The 20,400-nt window shown below is 74.3% G+C and carries 17 protein-coding genes; 11 read left to right on the forward strand and 6 right to left on the reverse strand.

Going from position 1 to position 20,400, the window contains the following annotated elements; all coding sequences use genetic code 11:
• Positions 1-179: 179 nt before the first annotated feature.
• Positions 180-302 (reverse strand): hypothetical protein, encoded by a 123-nt coding sequence (locus OG622_RS07005; protein WP_371574138.1) that lies wholly within the window; start codon positions 300-302, stop codon positions 180-182.
• Positions 299-1,777, reverse strand: coding sequence for a gluconokinase (locus OG622_RS07010; protein ID WP_371574139.1), 1,479 nt, complete (start codon positions 1,775-1,777; stop codon positions 299-301). Before OG622_RS07010 ends, OG622_RS07005 begins: the two co-directional genes overlap by 4 nt.
• Before the next feature lie 269 nt (positions 1,778-2,046).
• On the opposite strand from OG622_RS07010, the gene OG622_RS07015 reads away from it, so the two are divergent.
• The 4 genes from OG622_RS07015 (at position 2,047) to OG622_RS07030 (ending at position 5,934) form a co-directional block, all read left to right on the forward strand.
• Positions 2,047-2,943, forward strand: coding sequence for an NAD(P)-dependent oxidoreductase (locus tag OG622_RS07015; RefSeq protein WP_371574140.1), 897 nt, complete (start codon positions 2,047-2,049; stop codon positions 2,941-2,943).
• On the forward strand, positions 2,940-3,743 hold the full coding sequence (locus OG622_RS07020) for an SDR family oxidoreductase (RefSeq protein ID WP_371574141.1): 804 nt from the start codon (positions 2,940-2,942) through the stop codon (positions 3,741-3,743). The genes OG622_RS07015 and OG622_RS07020 overlap by 4 nt, the downstream gene beginning before the upstream one ends.
• A gap of 15 nt (positions 3,744-3,758) precedes the next feature.
• Positions 3,759-4,826, forward strand: a complete 1,068-nt coding sequence (locus OG622_RS07025) for an L-idonate 5-dehydrogenase (RefSeq protein ID WP_371574142.1) — start codon at positions 3,759-3,761, stop codon at positions 4,824-4,826.
• Between the two features lie 85 nt (positions 4,827-4,911).
• On the forward strand, positions 4,912-5,934 hold the full coding sequence (locus OG622_RS07030) for a 2-hydroxyacid dehydrogenase (RefSeq protein WP_371574143.1): 1,023 nt from the start codon (positions 4,912-4,914) through the stop codon (positions 5,932-5,934).
• Between the two features lie 170 nt (positions 5,935-6,104).
• On the opposite strand, the gene OG622_RS07035 is transcribed toward OG622_RS07030, so the two are convergent.
• Positions 6,105-6,290, reverse strand: coding sequence for a hypothetical protein (locus tag OG622_RS07035; protein ID WP_371574144.1), 186 nt, complete (start codon positions 6,288-6,290; stop codon positions 6,105-6,107).
• 206 nt (positions 6,291-6,496) lie between these two features.
• Between OG622_RS07035 and OG622_RS07040 the strand changes: the two genes are divergently transcribed.
• Positions 6,497-7,450, forward strand: coding sequence for a LuxR C-terminal-related transcriptional regulator (locus tag OG622_RS07040; RefSeq protein ID WP_371574145.1), 954 nt, complete (start codon positions 6,497-6,499; stop codon positions 7,448-7,450).
• A 239-nt stretch (positions 7,451-7,689) separates the two neighbouring features.
• Here OG622_RS07040 and OG622_RS07045 read toward each other — a convergent pair whose 3' ends face one another.
• Complete coding sequence (locus tag OG622_RS07045; RefSeq protein ID WP_371574146.1) at positions 7,690-9,744, reverse strand: BTAD domain-containing putative transcriptional regulator; 2,055 nt, start codon at positions 9,742-9,744, stop codon at positions 7,690-7,692.
• A 437-nt stretch (positions 9,745-10,181) separates the two neighbouring features.
• Between OG622_RS07045 and OG622_RS07050 the strand changes: the two genes are divergently transcribed.
• The 6 genes from OG622_RS07050 (at position 10,182) to OG622_RS07075 (ending at position 16,769) form a co-directional block, all read left to right on the forward strand.
• A complete protein-coding gene (locus tag OG622_RS07050) occupies positions 10,182-11,249 on the forward strand; it encodes a radical SAM protein (RefSeq protein WP_371574147.1) in 1,068 nt (355 codons plus the stop codon).
• Positions 11,246-11,938 (forward strand): iron-containing redox enzyme family protein, encoded by a 693-nt coding sequence (locus tag OG622_RS07055; protein ID WP_371574148.1) that lies wholly within the window; start codon positions 11,246-11,248, stop codon positions 11,936-11,938. The genes OG622_RS07050 and OG622_RS07055 overlap by 4 nt, the downstream gene beginning before the upstream one ends.
• Entirely contained in the window at positions 11,931-12,140 is a 210-nt protein-coding gene (locus OG622_RS07060; RefSeq protein WP_371574149.1) for an aroma-sacti cluster domain-containing protein, read from the forward strand. The genes OG622_RS07055 and OG622_RS07060 overlap by 8 nt, the downstream gene beginning before the upstream one ends.
• A gap of 89 nt (positions 12,141-12,229) precedes the next feature.
• The gene (locus OG622_RS07065) at positions 12,230-15,304 is read left to right on the forward strand and encodes an AAA family ATPase (protein WP_371574150.1); all 3,075 of its coding nucleotides are present in this window, start codon (positions 12,230-12,232) and stop codon (positions 15,302-15,304) included.
• Positions 15,301-16,161: a S8 family serine peptidase gene (locus tag OG622_RS07070; protein WP_371574151.1), complete on the forward strand. Its 861-nt coding sequence runs from the start codon at positions 15,301-15,303 to the stop codon at positions 16,159-16,161. Before OG622_RS07065 ends, OG622_RS07070 begins: the two co-directional genes overlap by 4 nt.
• Positions 16,158-16,769 (forward strand): GAF domain-containing protein, encoded by a 612-nt coding sequence (locus OG622_RS07075; RefSeq protein ID WP_371574152.1) that lies wholly within the window; start codon positions 16,158-16,160, stop codon positions 16,767-16,769. The genes OG622_RS07070 and OG622_RS07075 overlap by 4 nt, the downstream gene beginning before the upstream one ends.
• A 305-nt stretch (positions 16,770-17,074) precedes the next feature.
• Here the strand turns inward: OG622_RS07075 and OG622_RS07080 are convergent, their stop codons facing one another.
• Positions 17,075-18,193: a glycosyltransferase gene (locus tag OG622_RS07080; RefSeq protein WP_371574153.1), complete on the reverse strand. Its 1,119-nt coding sequence runs from the start codon at positions 18,191-18,193 to the stop codon at positions 17,075-17,077.
• 1 nt (position 18,194) lies between these two features.
• Positions 18,195-20,360, reverse strand: a complete 2,166-nt coding sequence (locus OG622_RS07085) for a prolyl oligopeptidase family protein (protein WP_371574154.1) — start codon at positions 20,358-20,360, stop codon at positions 18,195-18,197.
• Between the last annotated feature and the right edge of the window lie 40 nt (positions 20,361-20,400).

Consider the following 20,400-nt stretch of genomic DNA (forward strand, 5'->3'; position numbering starts at 1 on the left):
TCGCGCAGGCCGTGGTCATCCCGGTGAGCGGCCGGGCCGCCGACCGCTGTGGCGCCCGCCGGGTCTCCGCCCGGGCCGCGCTCCACCCGCAGGCCGGATCTCCGCGCGCGATCGCCCTTCCGACCCTGCCCGGTCCGCCGACGCGGCTCGCCACCGGGCCCGGGGTCGCCTTCGGCGCTTCAGCGCTGCGAGCGGCGGGCCCGGTCGCGCCCCTCGCTTCCTCTGATCGCGGTCGCGGTCGCGGTCGCGGAAGCCGTACGGCTGCGGCGGGACGCCGGAGCCGTGATCACCGGTGCGGTCACCGCACCTCGCGCAGGAGTTGGTAAAGCTGTTCGCTGAGTCCGCGGGTCCTCGCCAGCCGCCGTGCCGCCACCGGGTCGGGCACCACGGTGCGGTGGGTGCGGGCACCGGGCACCGGGGAGGTCAGCGAGGGCAGGTCTCCGAGCGCGTGCCGGGCGAGCAGCGCGGCGCCGAATCCGGAGCCCGCGGTGTCGTCGGTGATCTCCAGCGGCATGTCGAGCGCGGCGGCGACGATCTCCGCCCACAGGGGGGAGCGCAGGGCGCCCCCGGTGGCCCGTATCGAGGTGACCGGAGCGTCGGCGGCGAGCAAGGAGTCGCGTACGAGGGCGAGTTGCTGCCCGACCCCCTCGATCATGGCCCGGGTCATGTGGGCCCTGCCGTGCCCTCGGCGCAGCCCGATCAGGGCGCCGCGGGCGTCGGGATCCCACCAGGGCGCGCGTTCCCCGAGCAGGTGCGGCAGGCCGATCAGCCCCTCGGCGCCGGGCTCCACCTGGGCCGCCTCCTTCAGCAGATCGCCGACGTCGACGCCGCCGAAGGACTCGGCGGCCCACTGGGCGACGACCCCGGCGTTGCTGACCGCGCCTCCGAGCACCCACAGCCCGTCCGCGAGGTAGTAGCAGAACACCCGGCAGCGTTCGTCCACGCCCGGCCGGTCGCGTACGACACGCAGGGCGCCGCTGGTGCCGAGGGAGAGCGCGGCGGTGGCCGGCGCGGTGGCACCGACGGCGAGATTGGCCAGCGGACCGTCCCCGGCACCCGCCACCACGGGCAGCCCGGCGGGCAGGCCCAGCCTGGCGGCGGCCTCGGGCAGCAGCGTGAACACGGCGGTCGGCGGTACCGGTTCGGGCAGCCGGTCGGCGCCCACCCCGGCGATGTCGAGGGCGGGGCCGTGCCATCGGGTGGTGCGCAGGTCCAGCAGGCCGGTGGCGGAGGCGCAGGACAGGTCGGTGACCAGCCTGCCGGTGAACCGGGACAGGACGTAGTCCTTCAGGCCGCACCAGGTGGCCGTACGCCGGACGAGTCCCGGCTCGTGTGCCGTGAACCAGGCGAGTTTGACGAGCGGGGCCATGGAGTGGACGGGGGTTCCGGTCGCCCGGTGCAGGGCGTCGGCGCTGCCGGCCGCCCGCAGGCCGCGGGCGGTGTCGGCGGCCCGGGTGTCCGCCCAGCTCAGCGCGGGGGTCAGCGGTTCGCCGGAGGAATCGAGGGCGAGCAGGGTGTGCAGGGCCGCGCTGAAGGACAGGGCGACCACCGTGAGACCGCGTCCGGCGCAGGTTTCCGCGCTCTCCCGAATCGCGTCGACGGCCCCTGCCAGCACCGTCTCCGGGTCGTGGACGGCTTCCCCGTGCCGGCCCGTGAGGAGGGGGGCGGGACGCTCGACGGTGGAGACGACCCGGTAGGTCCCGTCCACCGCGACCACCTTGGTCGCGGTGGTGCCCAGGTCGATCCCGAGCACTACCTGGGTTTCGTCCTTCACCACGGTCGTGGCCTCCGTTTCCGTCTCGACCCGGCGTTCCCGCCATGGGTCGCCCGGGTGCCGGTCCGGCGCCCGGGGGCAGGGCGCGGGAGCGGCTGTCTCAGGGCGCGGCGTCGGTCGGCGATGGCCCCTGGGGACCGTAACAGCATGCGGCACCGAAGCCAATATGCTGGACGTTTACACGTCGATACCGCCTCAGAGTTGCACTACCCCTCCCCTTGGGTTCAACATGTTGGCCTCAGTACAGCATTTCGTTCAGGAGGTGGGTCCGAGTGTCAGGACATGCGGAGGTCGGGGTCGCGGGTCTCGGCGTCATGGGATCGGCGATCGCCCGCAGGCTGCTGCGGTGCGGGCACGCCGTGCGGGTCTATGACGTCCGGCGGGACGCCGTGGCGGAGGTCGCCGGCGCCGGGGCTGACCCGGCGGAGTCGGCGGCGGCTCTCGCCTCGTCCTCCGTGGTGATCCTCTCCCTCAACACCGCGGACATCGTCGAACAGGTGGTCTTCGGCCCCGACGGCGTCCTCGCCGCCGCTCCCGACGGCGTCCTCGTCATCGACATGTCCAGCATCGACCCCGGGCGCACCCGCGCCTTCGCCGAACGGGCCGCGAAGCTCGGCGCGGGCTGGGTCGACGCCCCCCTGTCGGGCGGCGCGCCAGGCGCGGAACAGGGTGAGCTGACCCTGATGCTCGGCGGCGAGGACGCACACGTGGAGCGGGCACTGCCCGTGCTCCGGGCGCTCTCCGCCCGCCTCACCCACCTCGGCCCGGCCGGCTCGGGGCAGCTGGTGAAGTCCGTCAACCAAGTGCTCGTCGGCTGCGGGTTCGCCGCCCTCGCCGAGGCCGCCGCGCTGATACGAGCGGCCGGTCTGCCGCCACAGCAGGTACGGACGGCGCTCACCGGGGGCAGGGCCGACTCCGCGTTGTTCCAGGAATTCTTCGTCAAGTTCGCCGAGGTCGACCTCACGCCCACCGGACGGGTCGACAACATGGTCAAGGACCTGGAGGCCGCCCGCGACTACGCGCGCTCCACCGGAGTGCCGCTCCCGGTCACCACCGCGGTCGCCGAACTGCACCGCTGGCTGACCGCCGCGGGCCACGGCGGAGCCGACAACGCCGCGCTCATGCACTACTACGGATACGGAATCGGCCCGACGGGAGACCACTCATGACGGGACCGGGCAGGACTTCGGCCCAGGCATCAGGGCCCGCGCTGTTCGACCTCTCCGGTCGGCTGGCCCTGGTCACCGGCTCCAGCAAGGGCATAGGAACAGCCCTGGCGACGGGACTGGCCGAGGCGGGCGCCGAACTCGTCCTCAACGGCCGTGACCCCGAGGCCCTGGAACGCACGCGCGCCGAACTGGCCGAACGCATCGGGACCAAGGTGCACGCCGTGCCCTTCGACGTCACCGACGAGACGGCCGTGCGGGCGGCCGTCCAGGAGATCGAGGACCGGATCGGTCCGCTCGACATCCTGGTCAACAACACCGGCGTACAGCACCGCGAACCACTCCTGAAGGTGTCCGCCGAGAACTTCGAGCGGGTCCTGCACACCAACCTCACCAGCGCCTTCCTGGTCGGCCGCGCGGTGGCCGAGGGCATGGTCGGGCGCGGCCACGGAAAGATCGTCAACATCTGCTCCGTACAGACCTGGCTCGCCCGTCCCGGCATCGCCGCGTACGCCGCCTCCAAGGGCGGCCTCGCGATGCTGACCCGGGGCATGTGCGCGGAGTGGGCCGGATCGGGGCTGACGGTCAACGGCCTGGCACCCGGCTATGTGGTCACCGAACTCACCCGCCCCCTCGTCGACGACCCGGCCTTCGACACCTGGATCCGGGGCCGCACCCCGGCCGGGCGCTGGGCCTCGGTCGAGGATCTCGTCGGCACGCTGGTGTGGCTCGCCGCCCCCGCGTCGGACTTCGTCAACGGCCAGGTGATCGCCGTCGACGGCGGTCTGACCGCGGTCATCTGAGAACGGATCAAGGACATGAACCCAGCTGACGCGGCGACGATGCGAGCGGTCGTGGCCCATGGGGCGGGCGACCTGCGCCTGGAGGAGCGGCCGGTACCCGAGCCCGGCCCCGGCGAGGTGGCGGTCGACATCCGCTACGGCGGGATCTGCGGCTCCGACCTGCACTACTGGAGGCACGGCGCCGTCGGTGAGTTCCGCCTGCGCGAACCGCTGATCCTCGGTCACGAGATCGTCGGCCGGGTACGCGCGGCGGGCCCCGGCACACAGGCCCCGCCGCCCGGAACCCCGGTGGCCGTCCACCCACTGGCCTCCTGCGGCACCTGCCGGCAGTGCGCCGCGGGACGGCGCAACACCTGCCTGGACACCGGCTATCTCGGCAGCGCCGCCCGCGACCCCCACGTCCAGGGCGGCTTCGCCGATGTCCTGGTGGTACCCGCGGAACGCGTCCTGCCGCTGCCCGAGGGCCTGGACCTGCGGCTCGCCGCGGTCGCCGAGCCCGCGGCGGTCGCCTGGCACGCGGTACGACAGGCCGGCGACGTACGCGGGAAACGGGTCCTGGTCACCGGCGCCGGACCGATCGGCTGTCTGGTGGTCGCCGCTCTGCGCGCCGCCGGCGCCGGTGAGATCACCGTGACCGACGTCCATGACGCGCCACTGGCCGTCGCCAAGCGGGTGGGCGCCGACTCGACCGTACGGGTCGGCGGACCCGAGGCCGCAGCGCTGGAAGAACTCGCCGCGGACATCGCCATCGAGTCGTCGGGCAACCCCGCCGGGCTGCGCACCTGCGTCCACGGAGTGGACAGGGGCGGACTGGTGGTGGGCCTCGGTCTGCTCCCGCCCGGGGACACTCCGGTCGCCGCCAACGCGGTGATCACGAGGGAACTGCGACTGGTCGGCTCCTTCCGCTTCGACGTCGAGCTCGGCGAGGTGCTCCGGGCGCTGGCAGACGGCCGCCTCCCGGTCGACCCGGTCGTGACCTCCGTACTCCCGGTGGCCCGCGTCGGCGAGGCGTTCGAGCTGGCGGCGGATCCGGCGCGCTCCTGCAAGGTGCTTCTCGACTTCGGACCTACGACAGCTCCCTGACCCGGGCCGGCCAGGCGCCACCCCCTGCCCAGCCCGCGCGCTTCCCCTTCTCCGCCAACGTCCCCTCAGGTCTTGGGAGTTCAGCATGTCCGGCACACCCGTACCCCGTCCACGCGTCGCGGTGAGCCGCGCCGGTCTGCCGGGAGCCGCCGTCCGGCGACTCGCCTCGCGGTACGACGTCGTCTCGTGGGAGGGGACGGCCCCGCCCACCTCCGCGGAGCTGGGCGCGCTGGTCCGGGGCTGCTCCGGGCTCCTCGTCCTGGGCAGTGACCGGGTGGACACCGCTCTGCTGGACGCGGCCGGCCCCGGCCTCCGGGTCGTGGCGTTGGCGTCGATGGGATACGACGGCGTGGACGTCGGTGCCGCCGCCGCGCGCGGTGTGGTGGTCACCCACACCCCCGACGTGCTCGCCGACACCACGGCGGACGTGGCGATGGCGCTGATCCTGATGGCCCGGCGGCGCCTCGGCGCCAGCGTGGACGCGCTGCGGCGTGGCGAGTGGGGCGCCTTCAGGATGGACGCCTTCCTGGGGCTCGACGTACAGGGAGCGACACTCGGGCTGATCGGCTACGGGCAGATCGCCAAGGCCGTCGCGCGCCGGGCGGCCGGATTCCGGATGCGGGTCCAGCACCACCATCCGCGCCGCCAGGAGGACGACGAGCTGTCCCGCTGGGTCACCTTCGAGGAGCTGCTGCGGACCAGTGACGTGGTGTCCGTGCACACTCCGCTGACGCCCGAGACCGTAGGCCTGATCGGCGCACCGGAGCTCGCGCTGATGAAGCCGACCGCCACGCTCGTCAACACCGGACGCGGCGGAATCGTCGACGAACAGGCCCTGCTCACCGCGCTGCGCGACGGGAAGCTGCACTCGGCGGGGCTGGACGTGATGGTGGACGAGCCTCGTACGGATCCCGCCGATCCGCTGTTCGCCGAGCCGCGCCTGGTGGTGCTGCCGCATGTGGGGTCGGCGACGCAGGCCACGCGCGCGGCGATGGTCGAGCTGGCGGCGCGCAATATCGAGGCCGTACTGGAGGGGGAGGCAGCGCCGACCCCGCTGCCGGGGACCGGGGGGCGGCCCGTGGTGGCCGCGGCACGCGAGGGCGCCTGACCCGGGTCCGCTCGATGACGCTTCCCAGGGGTGTGTAGCCCGCGGTCACCGATCGGCGCGGAGCCGTACGGGGTACGCCCGGCCATGCGTACGGTCTCGGAGAGAACGTGGCACAACGGCCGGCACGGCACGGTCGGTGTGCCCACCGGGGCTTCGTTGTCGCGGGCCGGTCACCAGTGCGGGGTGGGAACGGTCGGCGAGTCGTCGTCGCCGCGCACCGGCCGCGGAGGTTGGTCGAGGATGTCGCGGGCCGCGACTCCGTCACCACCGGTCCGGCGCTGCCGGGCGCGCACCCGGTCGCCGAGGAGGGCGAGGCGTTCGAGGAGCAGGACGAATGCGCCTTTGGCCCGTTTCACAGTGATGCCTTCCGAGGGGGTCTGGGAATATCCATCGCACATCTGAACAATGGACGCAGCAGGGGCTGTTGGGGTCATCTGGCTGATGAGGGGGTTGGGTGGGCGGCATCGGTGATGACGGCACGACACCGGGCCTTCGTACGGCGGCCGGGTGGCCGTCGCACGAAGCGCAACTGTCCGAGGACGCAGTCCGGATGTTCCGTTGGGTGAGCGACCAGGGGTCGTGTGACGCGAGGACGCTGGGCGCGACGCTGGGGCTGCCGGAGAGCCGCGCGGCCTCGACGGTGGCGAGGCTGACCGAACTGCTGCTGCTGCGCCATCTGCCCGGCAAACCCGACCAGTTGGTGGCGGTGGCGCCGGACACGGCCCTCGCCGCGCTGGTCGCGCCGAGGGAGGCGGGGTTGCGCCGGCAGCTCGCCGAGATCGACCGGCTGCGGGCCGAACTGTCCCTCCTGACGCCCTTCTACGCGGAAGGCCGGCGGCAGGGGCGGGGACGGGCGCCGCTGACGGAGGTCACGGACCTGAAGACCGTCGTCGGGATGATCACCGAGGCGACCATGCGGTGCCGGCAGGAGGTCCGCACCTGTCACCCCGGCGGCGGCCGCTCCCCGGCGCTGCTGGAGCAGGCGTTCGTACAGGACCGCGACATGCTGCGCCGAGGCGTGCGTATGCGCACGCTGTACCAGCACACGGCCCGCTACCACCTGCCCACCCAGGAGTACGCGCGGCGGATGACCGACGAGGGCGCCGAGATCAGGACGCTGAGCGAACTGTTCGGCCGCATGGTCGCCTTCGACAGGGAGACGGTGTTCATCCCGCACCAGGACGACCTGGACGCGGCCATCGCCATCCAGGAGCCGTCCACGGTCTCCTATCTCTGCGCGGCCTTCGATCACGCCTGGTCGCTGGCCGAGCCCTACCAGCCGGCCTGGACGGAGAGTTCGGCGCGGGACGAGGTGAAGCAGGCCATCGTGCGGCTGCTGGCCGAGGGCATGAAGGACGAGATGGTGGCCCGGCGGCTGGGGATGTCGCTGCGCACCTGCCGCAAGCACATCGCCGAGATCATGGAGCAGCTGGGCGCGGCCAGCCGCTTCCAGGCCGGGTATCTGGCCCGCGTGCAGTCCTCCGGTCCGGCCTCGGCGGCCGCGGGCGGTACCTGAGAACCCCGCCGGGGAGAGCCTTGGGGGGCTGTGGGCCGACCGCGCCGGACCGGCAGCGGCCCGCCCGGCCCCCTCCCCTCCGGACCGGCCCCGAGCCGGTCGGAGGGGGTCCCCGGCCGGATCCCGCCCGGACCTGAAAGGCGGCCCCGGCCCCGCGTCGGACGGGGCACGCCGTGGCCGGCGCGTCACCGGAGCGTGCCCGTCGAGCGAGGTGCTCGCCGGGAGGACGTCGTACCTCGTCATGCCTGGTACAGGGCAGGACCCACCGCCGCCCCGACAGCGCCCTCCGCCGCCGTACCGCCGCCGCACGCCCGGCCCGCTCTCGGCAGCGCGGAGCCACCCTCGCCCGCCACGACTCGCGAAGGGCCCCCGCACCCGTGGCCGCCGCCGTCGGCCTGATCCTGCTCCCACGGCGTCGCGGACACCGCCTGGCGCCGCTCTCCTGACGCGGCCGCCTGTTCCCGCGCGAACAGCAGGGTCAGCCAGGGCAGTTCGTAGCGCACGGCGTCCGGGACCGCGGCCAGGTGCGCGGTCACCTCGGGCAGGGACGGCGGTGGCAGGACGCCGACGTCGATCAGTTCCTCCAGGGCACGCTGCGCGTCCCGTCCGTCCCTGCCCAGGGCGCGGGCGGCGGCGGGGAGGGTGAAGGACGAGTCCGGCAGCGCGGCCAGCGCGTGGAGGGAGTCGCGGGCGGGAGCGGGCAGCCGGGCCCACGCCCCGGCGAGACGGGCGCGGACCCCGAGGCCGCCGGACGCGAGTTCGTCCAGGGCCTCCAGGGGATGTTCGAGACGGTCCGCGTACTGACCGAGCGGCATGTGGCGCAGCACCGACAGGCGGTTTCCGGCCGCTCGCAGGGCGAACGGGAGGAGCCCCGTGGCGCCGACGACGCGTGCCGCGGCGGGGTGCTCGGCGGCCAGCCGGGTCCGCCCGATGATTCCACCGAGCAGATCCAGGGCCTCCTCGGTGGACAGCGGCGGGAGTTCCACCCGGTGCGCGGACTCCAGACAGGGCAGCCGGCTGCGCGAGGTGACCAGCGCGGCGGCGGTGCCCGACGGCGGCAGCAGTGGGCCGAGGGCGGTGGCGTCGGGCGCGTCGTCCAGGAGCAGCAGGATCCGGCGCCCGGACAGCCAGGAGCGCCATACGGTGGCGGCCTCCTCCCGGCCGGGGGGCAGCCGCTCGGTGCAGCCCAGGGAGCGGGCCAGCTCCGCCAGCACCGACGCCCATGGGCGCGTGGAACCGTCCTCGGAGCACAGCCGGGTGGCGACCACGCCGTCGGGGTAGCGCGCGGCGAGACGGTGCGCGATGTGCACGGCGAAGGCCGTCTTGCCGACGCCGGCCGCGCCGGTGAGGAGTACCGGGGGTCCGCCCTCGGTGTCCAACCGCGCTGTGACAGCGTCCAGTTCCCATGTGCGCCCGGTGAAGTCGGCGAGGTCCGGCGGGAGCAGCCGTGACCCGGTGGGGCCGCCGCGCGGCCGGGGCGGGGCCATCTCGTCCAGCAGGGAGCGGTAGGCGCCCCGCAGCGCCGCACCGGGTGCCAGGCCCAGTTCCCGGGACAGCTGCTGACGGCAGTCGTCGTAGGCGGCCAGTGCCTCCGTTCGGCGGCCGACCCGGTACAGCGCGGTGAGCTGGGCGGCGCGCAGCCGTTCCCGCAGCGGGTGGCGGCTCACCATCTCGTCCACGGAGTCCGCGACCGGGCCCGGATCCCCGATCTCCAACTGGGCTTCCGCCCAGGCCTCGTAGACGGCCAGTCGCCGGGCATGCTGGCGTTCGACGGCGGCCCGCAGCACATCGGCGCAGGAGGCCAGGTCGCTGAAGGGGTCGTGCCGCCACAGGTCCAGCGCCCTGCGGTACGTCCGGGCCGCGCGGCTCGGCGTGCCGGCGCGCACCTCGGCGTCGCCGCGCCGGGCCAGTTCCTCGAAGTGCAGGGTGTCGCATTCCTCCGCGGTGAGGTGCAGAACGTAGCCGCCGGGACCGTGGCGCAGCCGGCCCAGGTCGTCGGGGTCGAGCACCCGGCGCAGGGTCGACACGTACACCTGAAGGTTCTTGCGGGCCGTACGGGGCGGATCGTCCGGCCAGACGGCGTCGGTCAGTTCCTCCAGTGACACCGGTGTGTTCGGGCGGGTGAGCAGGACTGCCAGGACGAGGCGCTGCTTCAGCGGCCCGAGCGCCAGCGGCAGACCGCCGCGGGAGGCCCGCAGAGGGCCGAGGAGGGTAAGTCGCAGAAGGGCGGTTGTGGTGTTCTCACTGTCTGTTTCACCGGCGGGCTCTCGCGGAATCACAGGACCCGACGCCATGCCTCGGCTTTCCGTGAGCGAATCGACCATCTTTCCCTCTCAGCCCCTTCCCCATCCGGTGTCGTCGGAGTTCTGGCAGAGAAAGACAATTCCGTACACGAAAGCCTCCGAGGAGCGGCAGGAGTGAGGGAATCCGCGAGGAGCCGTGAACACTTCGGGAATTCGATGGAATTCCTTCGGCCTGCACAGCATGCGCACAAGCCGGGGCCGGGGCCATGGACCCGAGAATGGCTCAAGGTGCATGCAGCAACGCACCCGCCGGAATAAAGGGCGAAGAAGCATACAAACCGCCGCGAATCGGCGCGCCGCGCTCCCTTCCGTCCCACGGCCGGTCAGCCCTGCGCCGCGTACCGGCCCCGAACCGCCCGCCAACCACCACCGAACCGGCGCCCATCACGCTGAGGCCGCACATCCCGGTGACCGACGGAGGTGACGAGATGCGACTGGCGGAGATCATCGCGCTACGTCCGGTACCGGCAGCCGGACTCCTCGCCACCCTCACCAGGCGCTGCCCGCTGAGCTGTGCCCACTGCTCCACCTCGTCGGGGCCCCGCGGCGAGGACACTCCGGCCGAGGCGCTGCGCCGCTTCGTCGGTGGCTTCACCTCCGAACACCGTCCGGAGGTCCTCATGCTCACGGGCGGTGAGCCGCTGCTGCGGCCCGCGCTCGTGGCGGACCTCGCGGCACTCGCCGCGGCGGCCGGAACGCGGACATCGGTACTCAGCGGCATGTTCTTCGCGGCCGACGGCCGGGTGCCCGCCCGCATCATGCGCGCCCTGCGGGACGTCACCCATTTCTCGGCGAGCGTCGACGTGTTCCACGAACGTGAGGTACCGCGCTCGGCGGTCTTTCGTGCGATGCACCGCATCAGGGAAAGCGGAATCGACGTGAGTTTCCACGTGGCGGGCACCGCGGCGGACGATTCCTATCTCGCGGACATCACCACGTCCATTCGCACCGAATTCCGGGACCAGGCAGCCGTACTGGTCAATCACGTCCGGCCGGTGGGACGGGCGGCGGGCTGGGCGGCCGCGCGCACGGTCCCGCTCCGGGGCGCAGTGGACGAAGGTCTCTTCGAGGCGCCCCCGGCCCCGTGCGCGATGGCGGCCTGGCCGGTGGTGGCCTTCGACGGCACCGTCGCGGCCTGCTGCAACCAGCGTGTGGTGGACGCCCGGCCGGTTCCGGAGCACCTGCGTCTGGGGCACATCGCGGAGGACGACTGGGCCGCGATACGGCGCCGCTGCCAGGCGTCACCCGTGCTGCGCACCATCCGTACCGCCGGAGTCGGATCGTGTACGGACTGCCGTGGCCTGGCCGGGCGGCCCGCGGCTCTGGACGCGGCCGAACGGTCCGGTTCGCGCCCCGCGGCCGGCGCGATGGACGTGCTCGGCGCCCGGCTCCAGCACGACGCGGGGGCCGCCTCGCTGCTGCGACGGTACGGAAGTGAGCGGTACGCACCGCTCGTGCTGCTCGGCGGTGCCGGGGACGAGGAGGTTCCCGGGTGAGCCCGTCGGCCGTCGCGAGCCTGCGACTCGAACTGTCCCTCGTGCAGCCCGTGCTGTGGGCCGCCACCGCCCGCATGTGGCGCTCCGGCTCCGGGCTCCCCGGCCGCTACCGGCGCTACCTGTGCGTCATGCACCAGGTGATCCGCGCCTCCGTACCGCTGATGGAGCGGGCCGCCGCACGGTGCGAGGCGCTGCCGCAGGACCAGGTGGCGCCGCCTCTCGCGCGGTACCTGCGGGCGCACGCCGAGGAGGAACGGGGCCACGACGACTGGCTGCTCGCCGACGCGGCGGCGACCGGGACGGAGCCGGGCGAGCTGACCCACGCCGTGCCGCCGGCCCATGTGGCCGCGCTGGTGGGGGCGCAGTACTACTGGCTCGAACACAGCCATCCGGTGGCCCTGCTCGGCTACATCGCGGTACTGGAGGGCAACGCACCCGCGCCGGGCCTGGCCGGCCGGCTGGCACGTGAGACCGGGCTGCCGCAGGCCGCCTTCGAGACCGTACGCCTGCACGCGGACCTCGACGACGGACACAGCGCGGACCTGGACCGGCTGATCGACCGGCTGCCCCTGGACGCCGCGCAGCGTTCCCTGGTCGCCGTCAGCGCGCTGCACACGGTCGGCTCCCTCGCCGAACTGTTCGACCGCATCGCCGCGGCACCGACCGAATGGGAGAGCCCCCATGAATGACCCCGCACCCGATCGCGACCGCCTCCGCGCGCTGGAGGACGCCGGGTTCCCGCTGCACAGCCTCTCCCCCGAGCAGCGCGAGGTGCTCCAGGACCTCAGCGCGGAGGAGCTGACCCTGCTGCTGGGCCTGAAGGAGCGGCTGGACGCGGCCGAGCCGGAGGTGCAGGCGCACAGCGAGATCGCCGGCGGAGCGCTGTTCTGATGACCGGTACCGCGCGCGTGAAGTGCCCCCGGTGTCCTGAACCCCCGCCGGACGGCGCGGCGTTCTGCCCCCGGTGCGGAACCGCGTGCGTGGCCGCGGGCGACTCCGCCACGGCCGAGGAGCGCCGGGTGGTGACCGTGCTCTTCTGCGACCTCGTCGGGTCGACGGCCCTGTCCGGGCGGCTCGACCCGGAGACACTGCGCACGGTGACACTCCGGTACTTCGCGCTGATGCGGACGCGGATCGAGGAACACGGCGGCACGGTGGAGAAGTTCATCGGCGACGCCGTGATGGCGGTCTTCGGGGTGCCCGTGCGCCACGAGGACGACGCCCGCCGGGCGTTGGCCGCCGCGCGTGGAATGGTCACCGGCCTCGACGGACTCAACGCCGAGCTGGAGCGGGAGCACGGCGTGCGGCTCGCCGTCCGCATCGGTGTGAACACCGGTGAGGTGGTGGTGTGCGTCGATCCCGCCGCCCGGCAGGCTCTGGTCTCGGGCGAGGTCGTCAACATCGGCGCTCGTCTCGAACAGCACGCCGGCGCGGGGGACATCCTGATCGGCCCCGCCACGCTGCGCGCCGCCGGTCCCTCCGCGGTCACCGAACCCGCCGGGTCGCTGTCCCTCAAGGGAGTCGGCGTTCCCGTCCCGGCCCACCGCCTGGTCGCCCTGCACGAGGACGACCCGGAGCGGGTCCGCCGATTCGACACCCCCTTCATCGGCCGTGCGCAGGAACTGGCCGAACTCCACCTGCTGCTGCGCAAGTTGGGGACGGATCCGCGTTCGCACCTGGTGACCGTCTACGGCGAGGCGGGTCTCGGCAAGACGCGCCTGCTGCGCGAGTGGCTGCGGGACTGCCCGGTGTACGGCGAGGGCCGGTGCCGGCCCTACGGCGAGACCGGCTCGCTCTCTCCGCTCGCCGAAGCGGTACGCCAGGTGCTCTCGGCCGTCGGCGGGGACTCCGCCCTCTCCGCGCTGCCGGACCACGAGCGGACGGAGGCCGAGCAGGCGCTGCGCCTGCTGCGGGCCGGCCTGCTCGCGGACGGCACGCCCAGCCCCTCGGCGGACGACACCCTCATGGCACTGGCCTGCCTGCTGGACGGGCTGTCCCGCGAGCGACCCGTGGTTCTGGTGCTGGACGACTGTCACTGGGCGTCCGGGCCGCTGCTCGACATGGCGGACCGGTTGCTGGACGAACTCGACCGCTGCCCCGTGGCCGTGGTGTGCGTCGCGCGTCCGGAGCTGCTGGAAACCCACCCCGGCTGGGGCAGCGGCCGGATGCGGTCCGCGTCGCTGCTGCTCACGCCGCTCACCCGGGCGGAGGCCGCCGCCCTCGCCGACGGGCTCGTCGAGGTGGCGGCCCACCGGCAGGGCGTGCTGGAGGGCGTACTCGACCGCGCCGAGGGCAATCCGCTGTACCTGGAGCATCTGACGGCCATGGCGGCCGAGTGCGACGACCTGCCTCTCACCGTGCACGCCCTGCTCGGCGCCCGCATCGACGCGCTGCCGCCCGAGGAGCGGACGCTGTTGCAGGTGGCCGCCGTCCTGGGTCGGGAGTTCCACCGCGCCGACCTGACCGAACTGGCCACCGCCGACGAGCCCGCCGACCCCACGCGGTCCCCCGGCGGTCTGCTGCGCGGCCTCGTGCGACGGCGGCTCATCGAGGCCGGTGGCCGCACCCTGTCCACGAGTTCCGTGCTCAGGTTCGGCAGCGCCCTGGTGCAGGAGACCGCGTACCGCGGGATGGCCAAGAAGGTACGGGCCCGGCGTCACGAGCACGCCGCCCGGGTCCTCGTCCGACACGACGCGGGCGATGCGGCTGTCGGCTCCCATCTGGCCCGCGCCCACCGTCTGCTCACCGAACTGGGCATCCACGACGGCGACACCGACGCGCTGCGTGCTCGCGCCGCCGGGCTGCTCACCCGGGCCGGAGCAGCCGCCCTGGCCCGCTCCGACCTGCCGTGGGCCGACGATCTCCTCACCCAGGCCCTGGCCCTGGCCGCTCCCGGCAAGCCCGTCGCCGGCGAGGCCGCCAGGCGGCTCGGCGAGACGAAGGTCGCCCGCGGCGAGCCGGAGCGCGGCCGGGAACTGCTGGCGGACGCGCTCGACACGGCGGACCGGGCCGGTGATCCGCTGGGCGCCGCCCACGCCCGGCTCGCGCTGACCGCGCTCGACCCCCGGCACGGGGCCGCGGCCGACGTGGCCGAGGCCGCGCTCGCGCTGTTCACGGAGACGGGCGACGACCAGGGCATCGCCCGTGCCTGTGTCCGTATCGCCCAGGACCGTCAGCGGCGCGGACTGCACGCCGAGGCCGAGGCGCTGCTCCACCGGGCCCTGGACCACGCCGACCGCGCCGACGCCGAACCCGAACGGGCGTTGGCGCTCGGTGCGGTCGGTATCTCCCTGTGGCGCGGCCCCACCCCTGTCGCGAGTGCCGTCGCGCGCTGCGAGGAACTGCTGACGGTCCACGGCGCCGGCCGGCCGACCGTCCGGGCCACCCTCGGCTGCCCGCTGGCTGTGCTCCTGGCCCTGCAGGGCCGGCACGACGAGGCGCACGAGCGGCTGGCCGAGGCCGCGCGCCTCGCCCGCGGCCTCGGCTACGCCGAGAGCGCGCTGTTCGTCCCGCTGTTCGCCGCGGAGGTCGAGGCCCTGACGGGTACGCCGACCCGAAGTCTCGCCCTGCTGGCGGAGGCCGCCGACGCGGGCCGCGCACTCGGCGCCACGGGTGCCCTGCCCGGCATCGCCCGCGAGCGGGCGCGGATCCTGCTGGACCGCGGGGAGCCGGCGGAGGCGCTGGCTCTGCCGGACCCCCGGCTGGCCGGCCTGCCTCCGGCCGAGTCCGCCGACGCGTACGGGCTGCGGGCCCGTGCCCTGGCACTCGCCGGGGAACCGGACGCCGCACGTGCCTGCGCGGGCCGGGCCGTGGCCGCGGCGGGTGACACGGACTCCCCGGTCGTCCGGGGCACCGCGGCCCTCGACCTCGCTCACACGCTGCGCGCGCTCGGTCTGCCCGCGGACGCGGCGCGAGAGGCGCGCACCGCGCTGCGGCACTTCGCCGCCAAGGGGCACCGGCTGGGCATGGACCGCGCGTCCCTGTTCGCCGACGAGAAGACGGCCACGGTCCGGGGCGCGGACCGCCCGGCCGGACGGGAAGGCAGGACCGTATGACCACAGGAACGGCGGGAGGGCTCACCTGGAGCCTGCGTGACCGCTCTCCCGAGGACCTGACGATGCTCGCCGACACGGTGCCGGCGCTGCCCGCCGATCCCTCGGCGTGGTCGGACGGCGGCGGGGTGCGTGTGTGCGTGGTCGACACCGGGGTGGAGTGCGGCCACCCGTCGGTCGGTACGGTCCAGGGCTCCTACGAGGTGGCGCCCGCCCCCGACGGAACCCTGCGCGTCGTCGACAGTGGCGCGCTGCCCGACGGCGCCGGCGACGGCTGCGGGCACGGGACGGCGTGCGCCGGCATCGTCCGGCGCGTGGCACCGGACTGCGAGCTGTACAGCGTGCGGGTGCTGGGCGAGGGCTTCACCGGCAGCGGTGAAGCCCTGCTCACCGGGTTGCGGTGGGCCGTCGAGCAGGGTTTCGACGTGATCAACCTCAGTCTGTCCACGACCCGTCCGAAGTTTCTGGAGACCCTGCGGTCCCTTGCCGACCAGGCGTTCTTCTCCGGCACCACGCTGGTGGCGTCCGCCCACAACACACCGGTGGAGAGCTTCCCCTGGCGGTTCTCGTCGGTCATCTCGGTCGGTACGCACCGCGAGGACGACTCCGGGCTCTTCCTCTACAACCCCGCACCACCCGTGGAGTTCTTCGCACCGGGCCAGAACGTGCAGGTGGCCTGGACGGGCGGCAGAACCATCCGTACCACGGGCAACAGCTTCGCCACCCCCTTCATCAGCGGGATGTGCGCACGCCTGCTCGGCACCCACCCGAAGCTGACACCGTTTCAGATCAAACACGCGCTCTACCTCTCCGCCGCGAACGTGCGCATCGGCGAACCAGGAACCCGAGGTGAATCATGAGCCAGTCCCCCGGCCTCGTCCCCGCCGCAGGCGTGGGCCCCGCGACACGCGTCGGCAGCGCGGAGCACGATCTGCTGCAGTCCGTCGTCGAGACAGCGCGGGCCATCTTCGGCGCCGCGGCCAGCTCCGTCCTGCTGCACGACCAGGGCACCGACGAGCTGGTCTTCCAGGCCGTGGCCGGGGAGGGCGAAGGGTCCCTGGTGGGCTCGCGGTTCCCCGCCGACCGGGGCCTGGCGGGCTGGGTGCTCGTCTCGGGCGAGCCCATGATCGCGGACGACCTGCGGAAACAGGGCATGTTCGCCAGGGACGTCGCGAAGTCGACGGGGTACGTGCCGGACGCGCTGATGGCGGCGCCGCTCGCCCATCGCGACCGGGTGCTCGGCGTCCTCGAAGTGCTCGACCCCGCCGAGCAGTCCCGCTCCAGCCTCTCCGAACTCGATCTTCTCGCACTCTTCGCCCGTCAGGCCGCGGCGGCTCTCGCGGTCATAGCCGACCGGCGCCACGAGGAGACCCCGTCGGCCGTCCGCGCGCGGGGCCTGGAGTTGCTGGCCTCGCTTCGGGACGTACTGCTCGACGGAGTGCAGCCGCAGGCGCCGCACGAGGGGTAAGCACCCGGGGGCTGCCGCACTCTCGGACAGCCCCCGGCTCCCCACCCGGGAGGCGGCACCGCACCTTCGAACAGCCCCAACTCCCCACCCGAAGGACAACAACGCGCCTTCGGACACCCCCGGCTCCTCACTCGAAGGACGGCGCCGCAGCCCTTCGAACAGCACCCGGCTCCCCACCCGAAGGACAGCACCACAGCCTTCGGGAGGCCTCCGGCCTCACGCCCCGGGTGCCGCCTCGCGGCCCGGGTGCCGCCTCGCGGCCTTCGGACAGGGGGCGGATCCGCGCGCCGGGGACGGGGACCGGGTCAGCGGGCCGCCGATTCCACGGCGTCGGCGGCGCGGGTCTCGCTCTTGCCGTCGGCGAGCAGACCGCCGATCTCCTCCGCGCGCGCACGCAGTTCGGTGTCGCGGGCGGTTTCCGCGACCGCGGCACGCAGGTCCGCGGCGGGAGCTCCGGGCTCCGGCAGTCTGCGGGCGACGCCGGCGCGCAGGCAGCCGGCGGCGAGGACCTGCTGCTCCGACCCGTTGGGGGCCACGAGCAGCGGCTTGCCGCGCAGGAGGGCGGCGAGCACGGGGGCGGACGTCGCATTGGTCACGACGAGGTCGGCCCGGTCGACGAGGGGTCCCATCCAGGGGCGTCGGCCGACGATCAGGTCGGCGTCCGCGGCGGCCTCGGGGGCGCCCGACCGTCCCAGTTCCACGACGGCCCGGTGCGTGCCCGAGGTGAAGGCCGCGTTGAGGCGCGGCCAGAGGGCGGCGCCTCCGAAGGTCCGGCCGAGATGCACGTACGCCAGGGGCTTGGAATCCGGCAGCGGTTCGGCCACCAGGGGTTCCGGCTCCCACCAGCAGGGACCGACATGCCGTACGGCGGGGGGCAGTTCGCCGCCGGGCGCCTCCATGACGGGGTGACCGCGCAGCAGGAAGGCGGCGCCGAACAGCGGGGTGTCCGGGGACCGGTCGCGGCGTGGGGCGAGGCCGGCCGCCTCTCGTACCGCCGCGTAGTGCTTCAGGGTCTCCGTCAGCCGCCACTCGCGGCCGTGCGCGTCCGCCGGGCCGGCGTCACCGCGGTAGGGCCAGAGATGTGCCGCCAGTCCGAGGACCACCACCGGCAGGCCGGCGGCCTCGGCGGCCACGAGCGCGCCGTGGCAGAGCACGGAGGTGACCAGGACGTCGGGCCGCAGCCGCCGGACCGCCCGCGACACCACGGTGTACTGCTCGGGGCCGCGGACCGTCCAGTGGGCCACCGACAGCGCGGTGGCGTCCGCGACGGCCGATACCTCCAAGCCTGCCTCGGTGACCGCCGGAGCGGCCGGCGGCCCGGCCAGGACGTGCACCGTGTGGGCGCGGCGGCGCAGTTCGCGGCCCACCGCGAGGGCCGGGTACAGGTAGCCCGGGTCGTTCAGCGGGCACAGGAGCACCTTCATGTCAGCCGTCCCCCGGCAGAGGCAGGCCCAGGTGGTGGGCGAGGAAGGCCATGACGTCCGCGTAGAGGCGGGCGCTGCGCGAGGCACCGCGCGCGCCGTGGCCGACGCCGCGCTCGGTGCGCAGCACGACCGGCCCGTCACCCGTACCGGCCCACTGCAGGGCGGCGCACATCTTCCGGGCGTGCGCGGGGTCGACCCGGGTGTCGCCGTCGAAGACGGCCAGCAGCACGGCCGGGTAGCGCGCGCCCTCGCGCACCCGGTGGTAGGGCGAGTACGAGAGCAGCCGCGCGAACTGAGCGGGGTCCGCCGCGCTGCCGTACTCGTCGCGCCAGCTCGCCCCCATCCCCGACAGCTCGTAGCGCACCATGTCGAGCAGGGGCGCCGCGCACACGACGGCCGCGTAGGTCTCCGGCCGGCGGGTCAGCGCGGCGGCGGCCAGCAGGCCGCCGTTGGAGCTGCCGAGGACGCCGAGCCGGCCGGGTGCGGCCCATCCGTCACGGAGCAGCTGGTCCGCCGCGGCGTCGAAGTCGTCGAAGGTGTTGTGCTTGTGCTCGCGGCGCCCGGCCCGGTGCCACTGCTCACCCTCCTCGCCCCCGCCGCGCACACAGGCCACCGCGTACACCCCGCCCGCACGCACCCAGGGCACGGCCTGCGGGGTGAAGCCGGGGGTCATCGAGGCGCCGAAGCCGCCGTAACCGGTGAGGACGGCGGGGCGGGGTCTGTCGGGGCGGCCCGTGGGGGACATGACGAACATGCGCACCTCGGTGCCGTCGCCGGAGCGCACGACCTCCTGGGTGACGCGCACGCCCTCGGCGGGGGCCGCCACTGGGGAGCCGCCCGTCCAGGGGCTCAGGCGTCCGGTGACGGCGTCGTAGTGCAGGACGACGGAGGGTGTGACGTGGTCGGTGTACGCGAACCACACGTCGCAGCCGGGTTCCTGACGTGTGGTCAGGCGGGTCACCGTGCCCCGTCCGGGCAGGGGTACGGTTCCGGTCCGGGCTCCGGTCCGGGCGTCGTGCAGGGTCATCTCTCCGACCGCGTGCCGGGTCCGGACGACCACCAGCAGCGGCCGGTGCAGTGCGGGGCCGTCCAGGACCGCGAAGTCCTGCAGTACGGTGCCGGGTTGCTCGGCGACCAGGGTGCGCCAGTGGCCGGGGTCCGTGGCATCGCGCGCGGCTGCGGCGATCCGGCCGCGCGGGGCACCGGCGGTCGTCCTCACCAGCAGCGGTCCTCCGCCCGGCCTGAGGCGGACGGCGGTGTGGGCGTCGACGCCGTGCTGAAGGCGGCGCAGGTCGGGCCGGTCGGGACCGGTCCTGGTCAGGTCGGCGGTCCACAGGTCGGTGCGCGGTGAGGTGCCCTCGCTGGCGCCGACGACCAGGATTCGGCCGTCGGGGGCGGTGGCCACGGTGTAGTACTGGGTCGCCGACCGCCCGGCCCCGAAGATCTCCGCGTCCTGGTCCGGCGGCGCACCGACCTGGTGCAGATACACGCGGCGACGGGGTCCCGCCCCGCCGGCGGCGTGCTCCGACGGCAGCCGGCGCACGTAGTAGAAGGCCCGGCCGCCCGGCAGCCATGCCACGGGGGAACGGCGGACCCGGTCCACGGGCCCGTCGACCGTCTCGCCCGTCGCCGTGTCGAGCACCCGCAGCACCGAGTGTTCCGTACCGCCCGAGGACAGCTGGACGGCCACCAGGTCGCCCTCCCATGACGGCTCCCAGGCGTCAAGCAGCGTCGTACCTGAGGGGTCGGCGTCCAGCGGGTCGAGCAGGATCCGGGTCCGGCCGGCCTCGCGGACGGTCAGCGCGGCGAGGTCGCGCCCCGGTTCCCTGCGCAGCTGGAACTCCCGTCCGCCGCGCACCACCGGCGGCCGGGCGCCACCGCCGGCGAGCAGGGCGGTCATCCGCACGAGCAGCTCGTCCCGGGCCGGCCAGCGTGCCTGCTCGTCCGCGTAGAGCAGTTCCTGGGCGGCGCACCACTCGGCGGTTGCGGGGTCCCGCGGATCCTCCAGCCAGCGGTAGGGGTCGGCCACCCGCAGTCCGTGGACGACCTCCTCCGGTCCGCTGCGAGGGGCGGGCGGGTAGGGGTACCGGGCGCGCGCCGGCCTGGCGTCGCGGGGCGGGGACTGGGTCATCGCGGCGCTCCAGGGAGAACGGATCACGTCGGTCACGGGAGGAGGCACCTCGGGCGCCCCCGGTGGGCGGGCGGAG

The organism is Streptomyces sp. NBC_01314, from assembly GCF_041435215.1.
Taxonomy (GTDB): domain Bacteria; phylum Actinomycetota; class Actinomycetes; order Streptomycetales; family Streptomycetaceae; genus Streptomyces.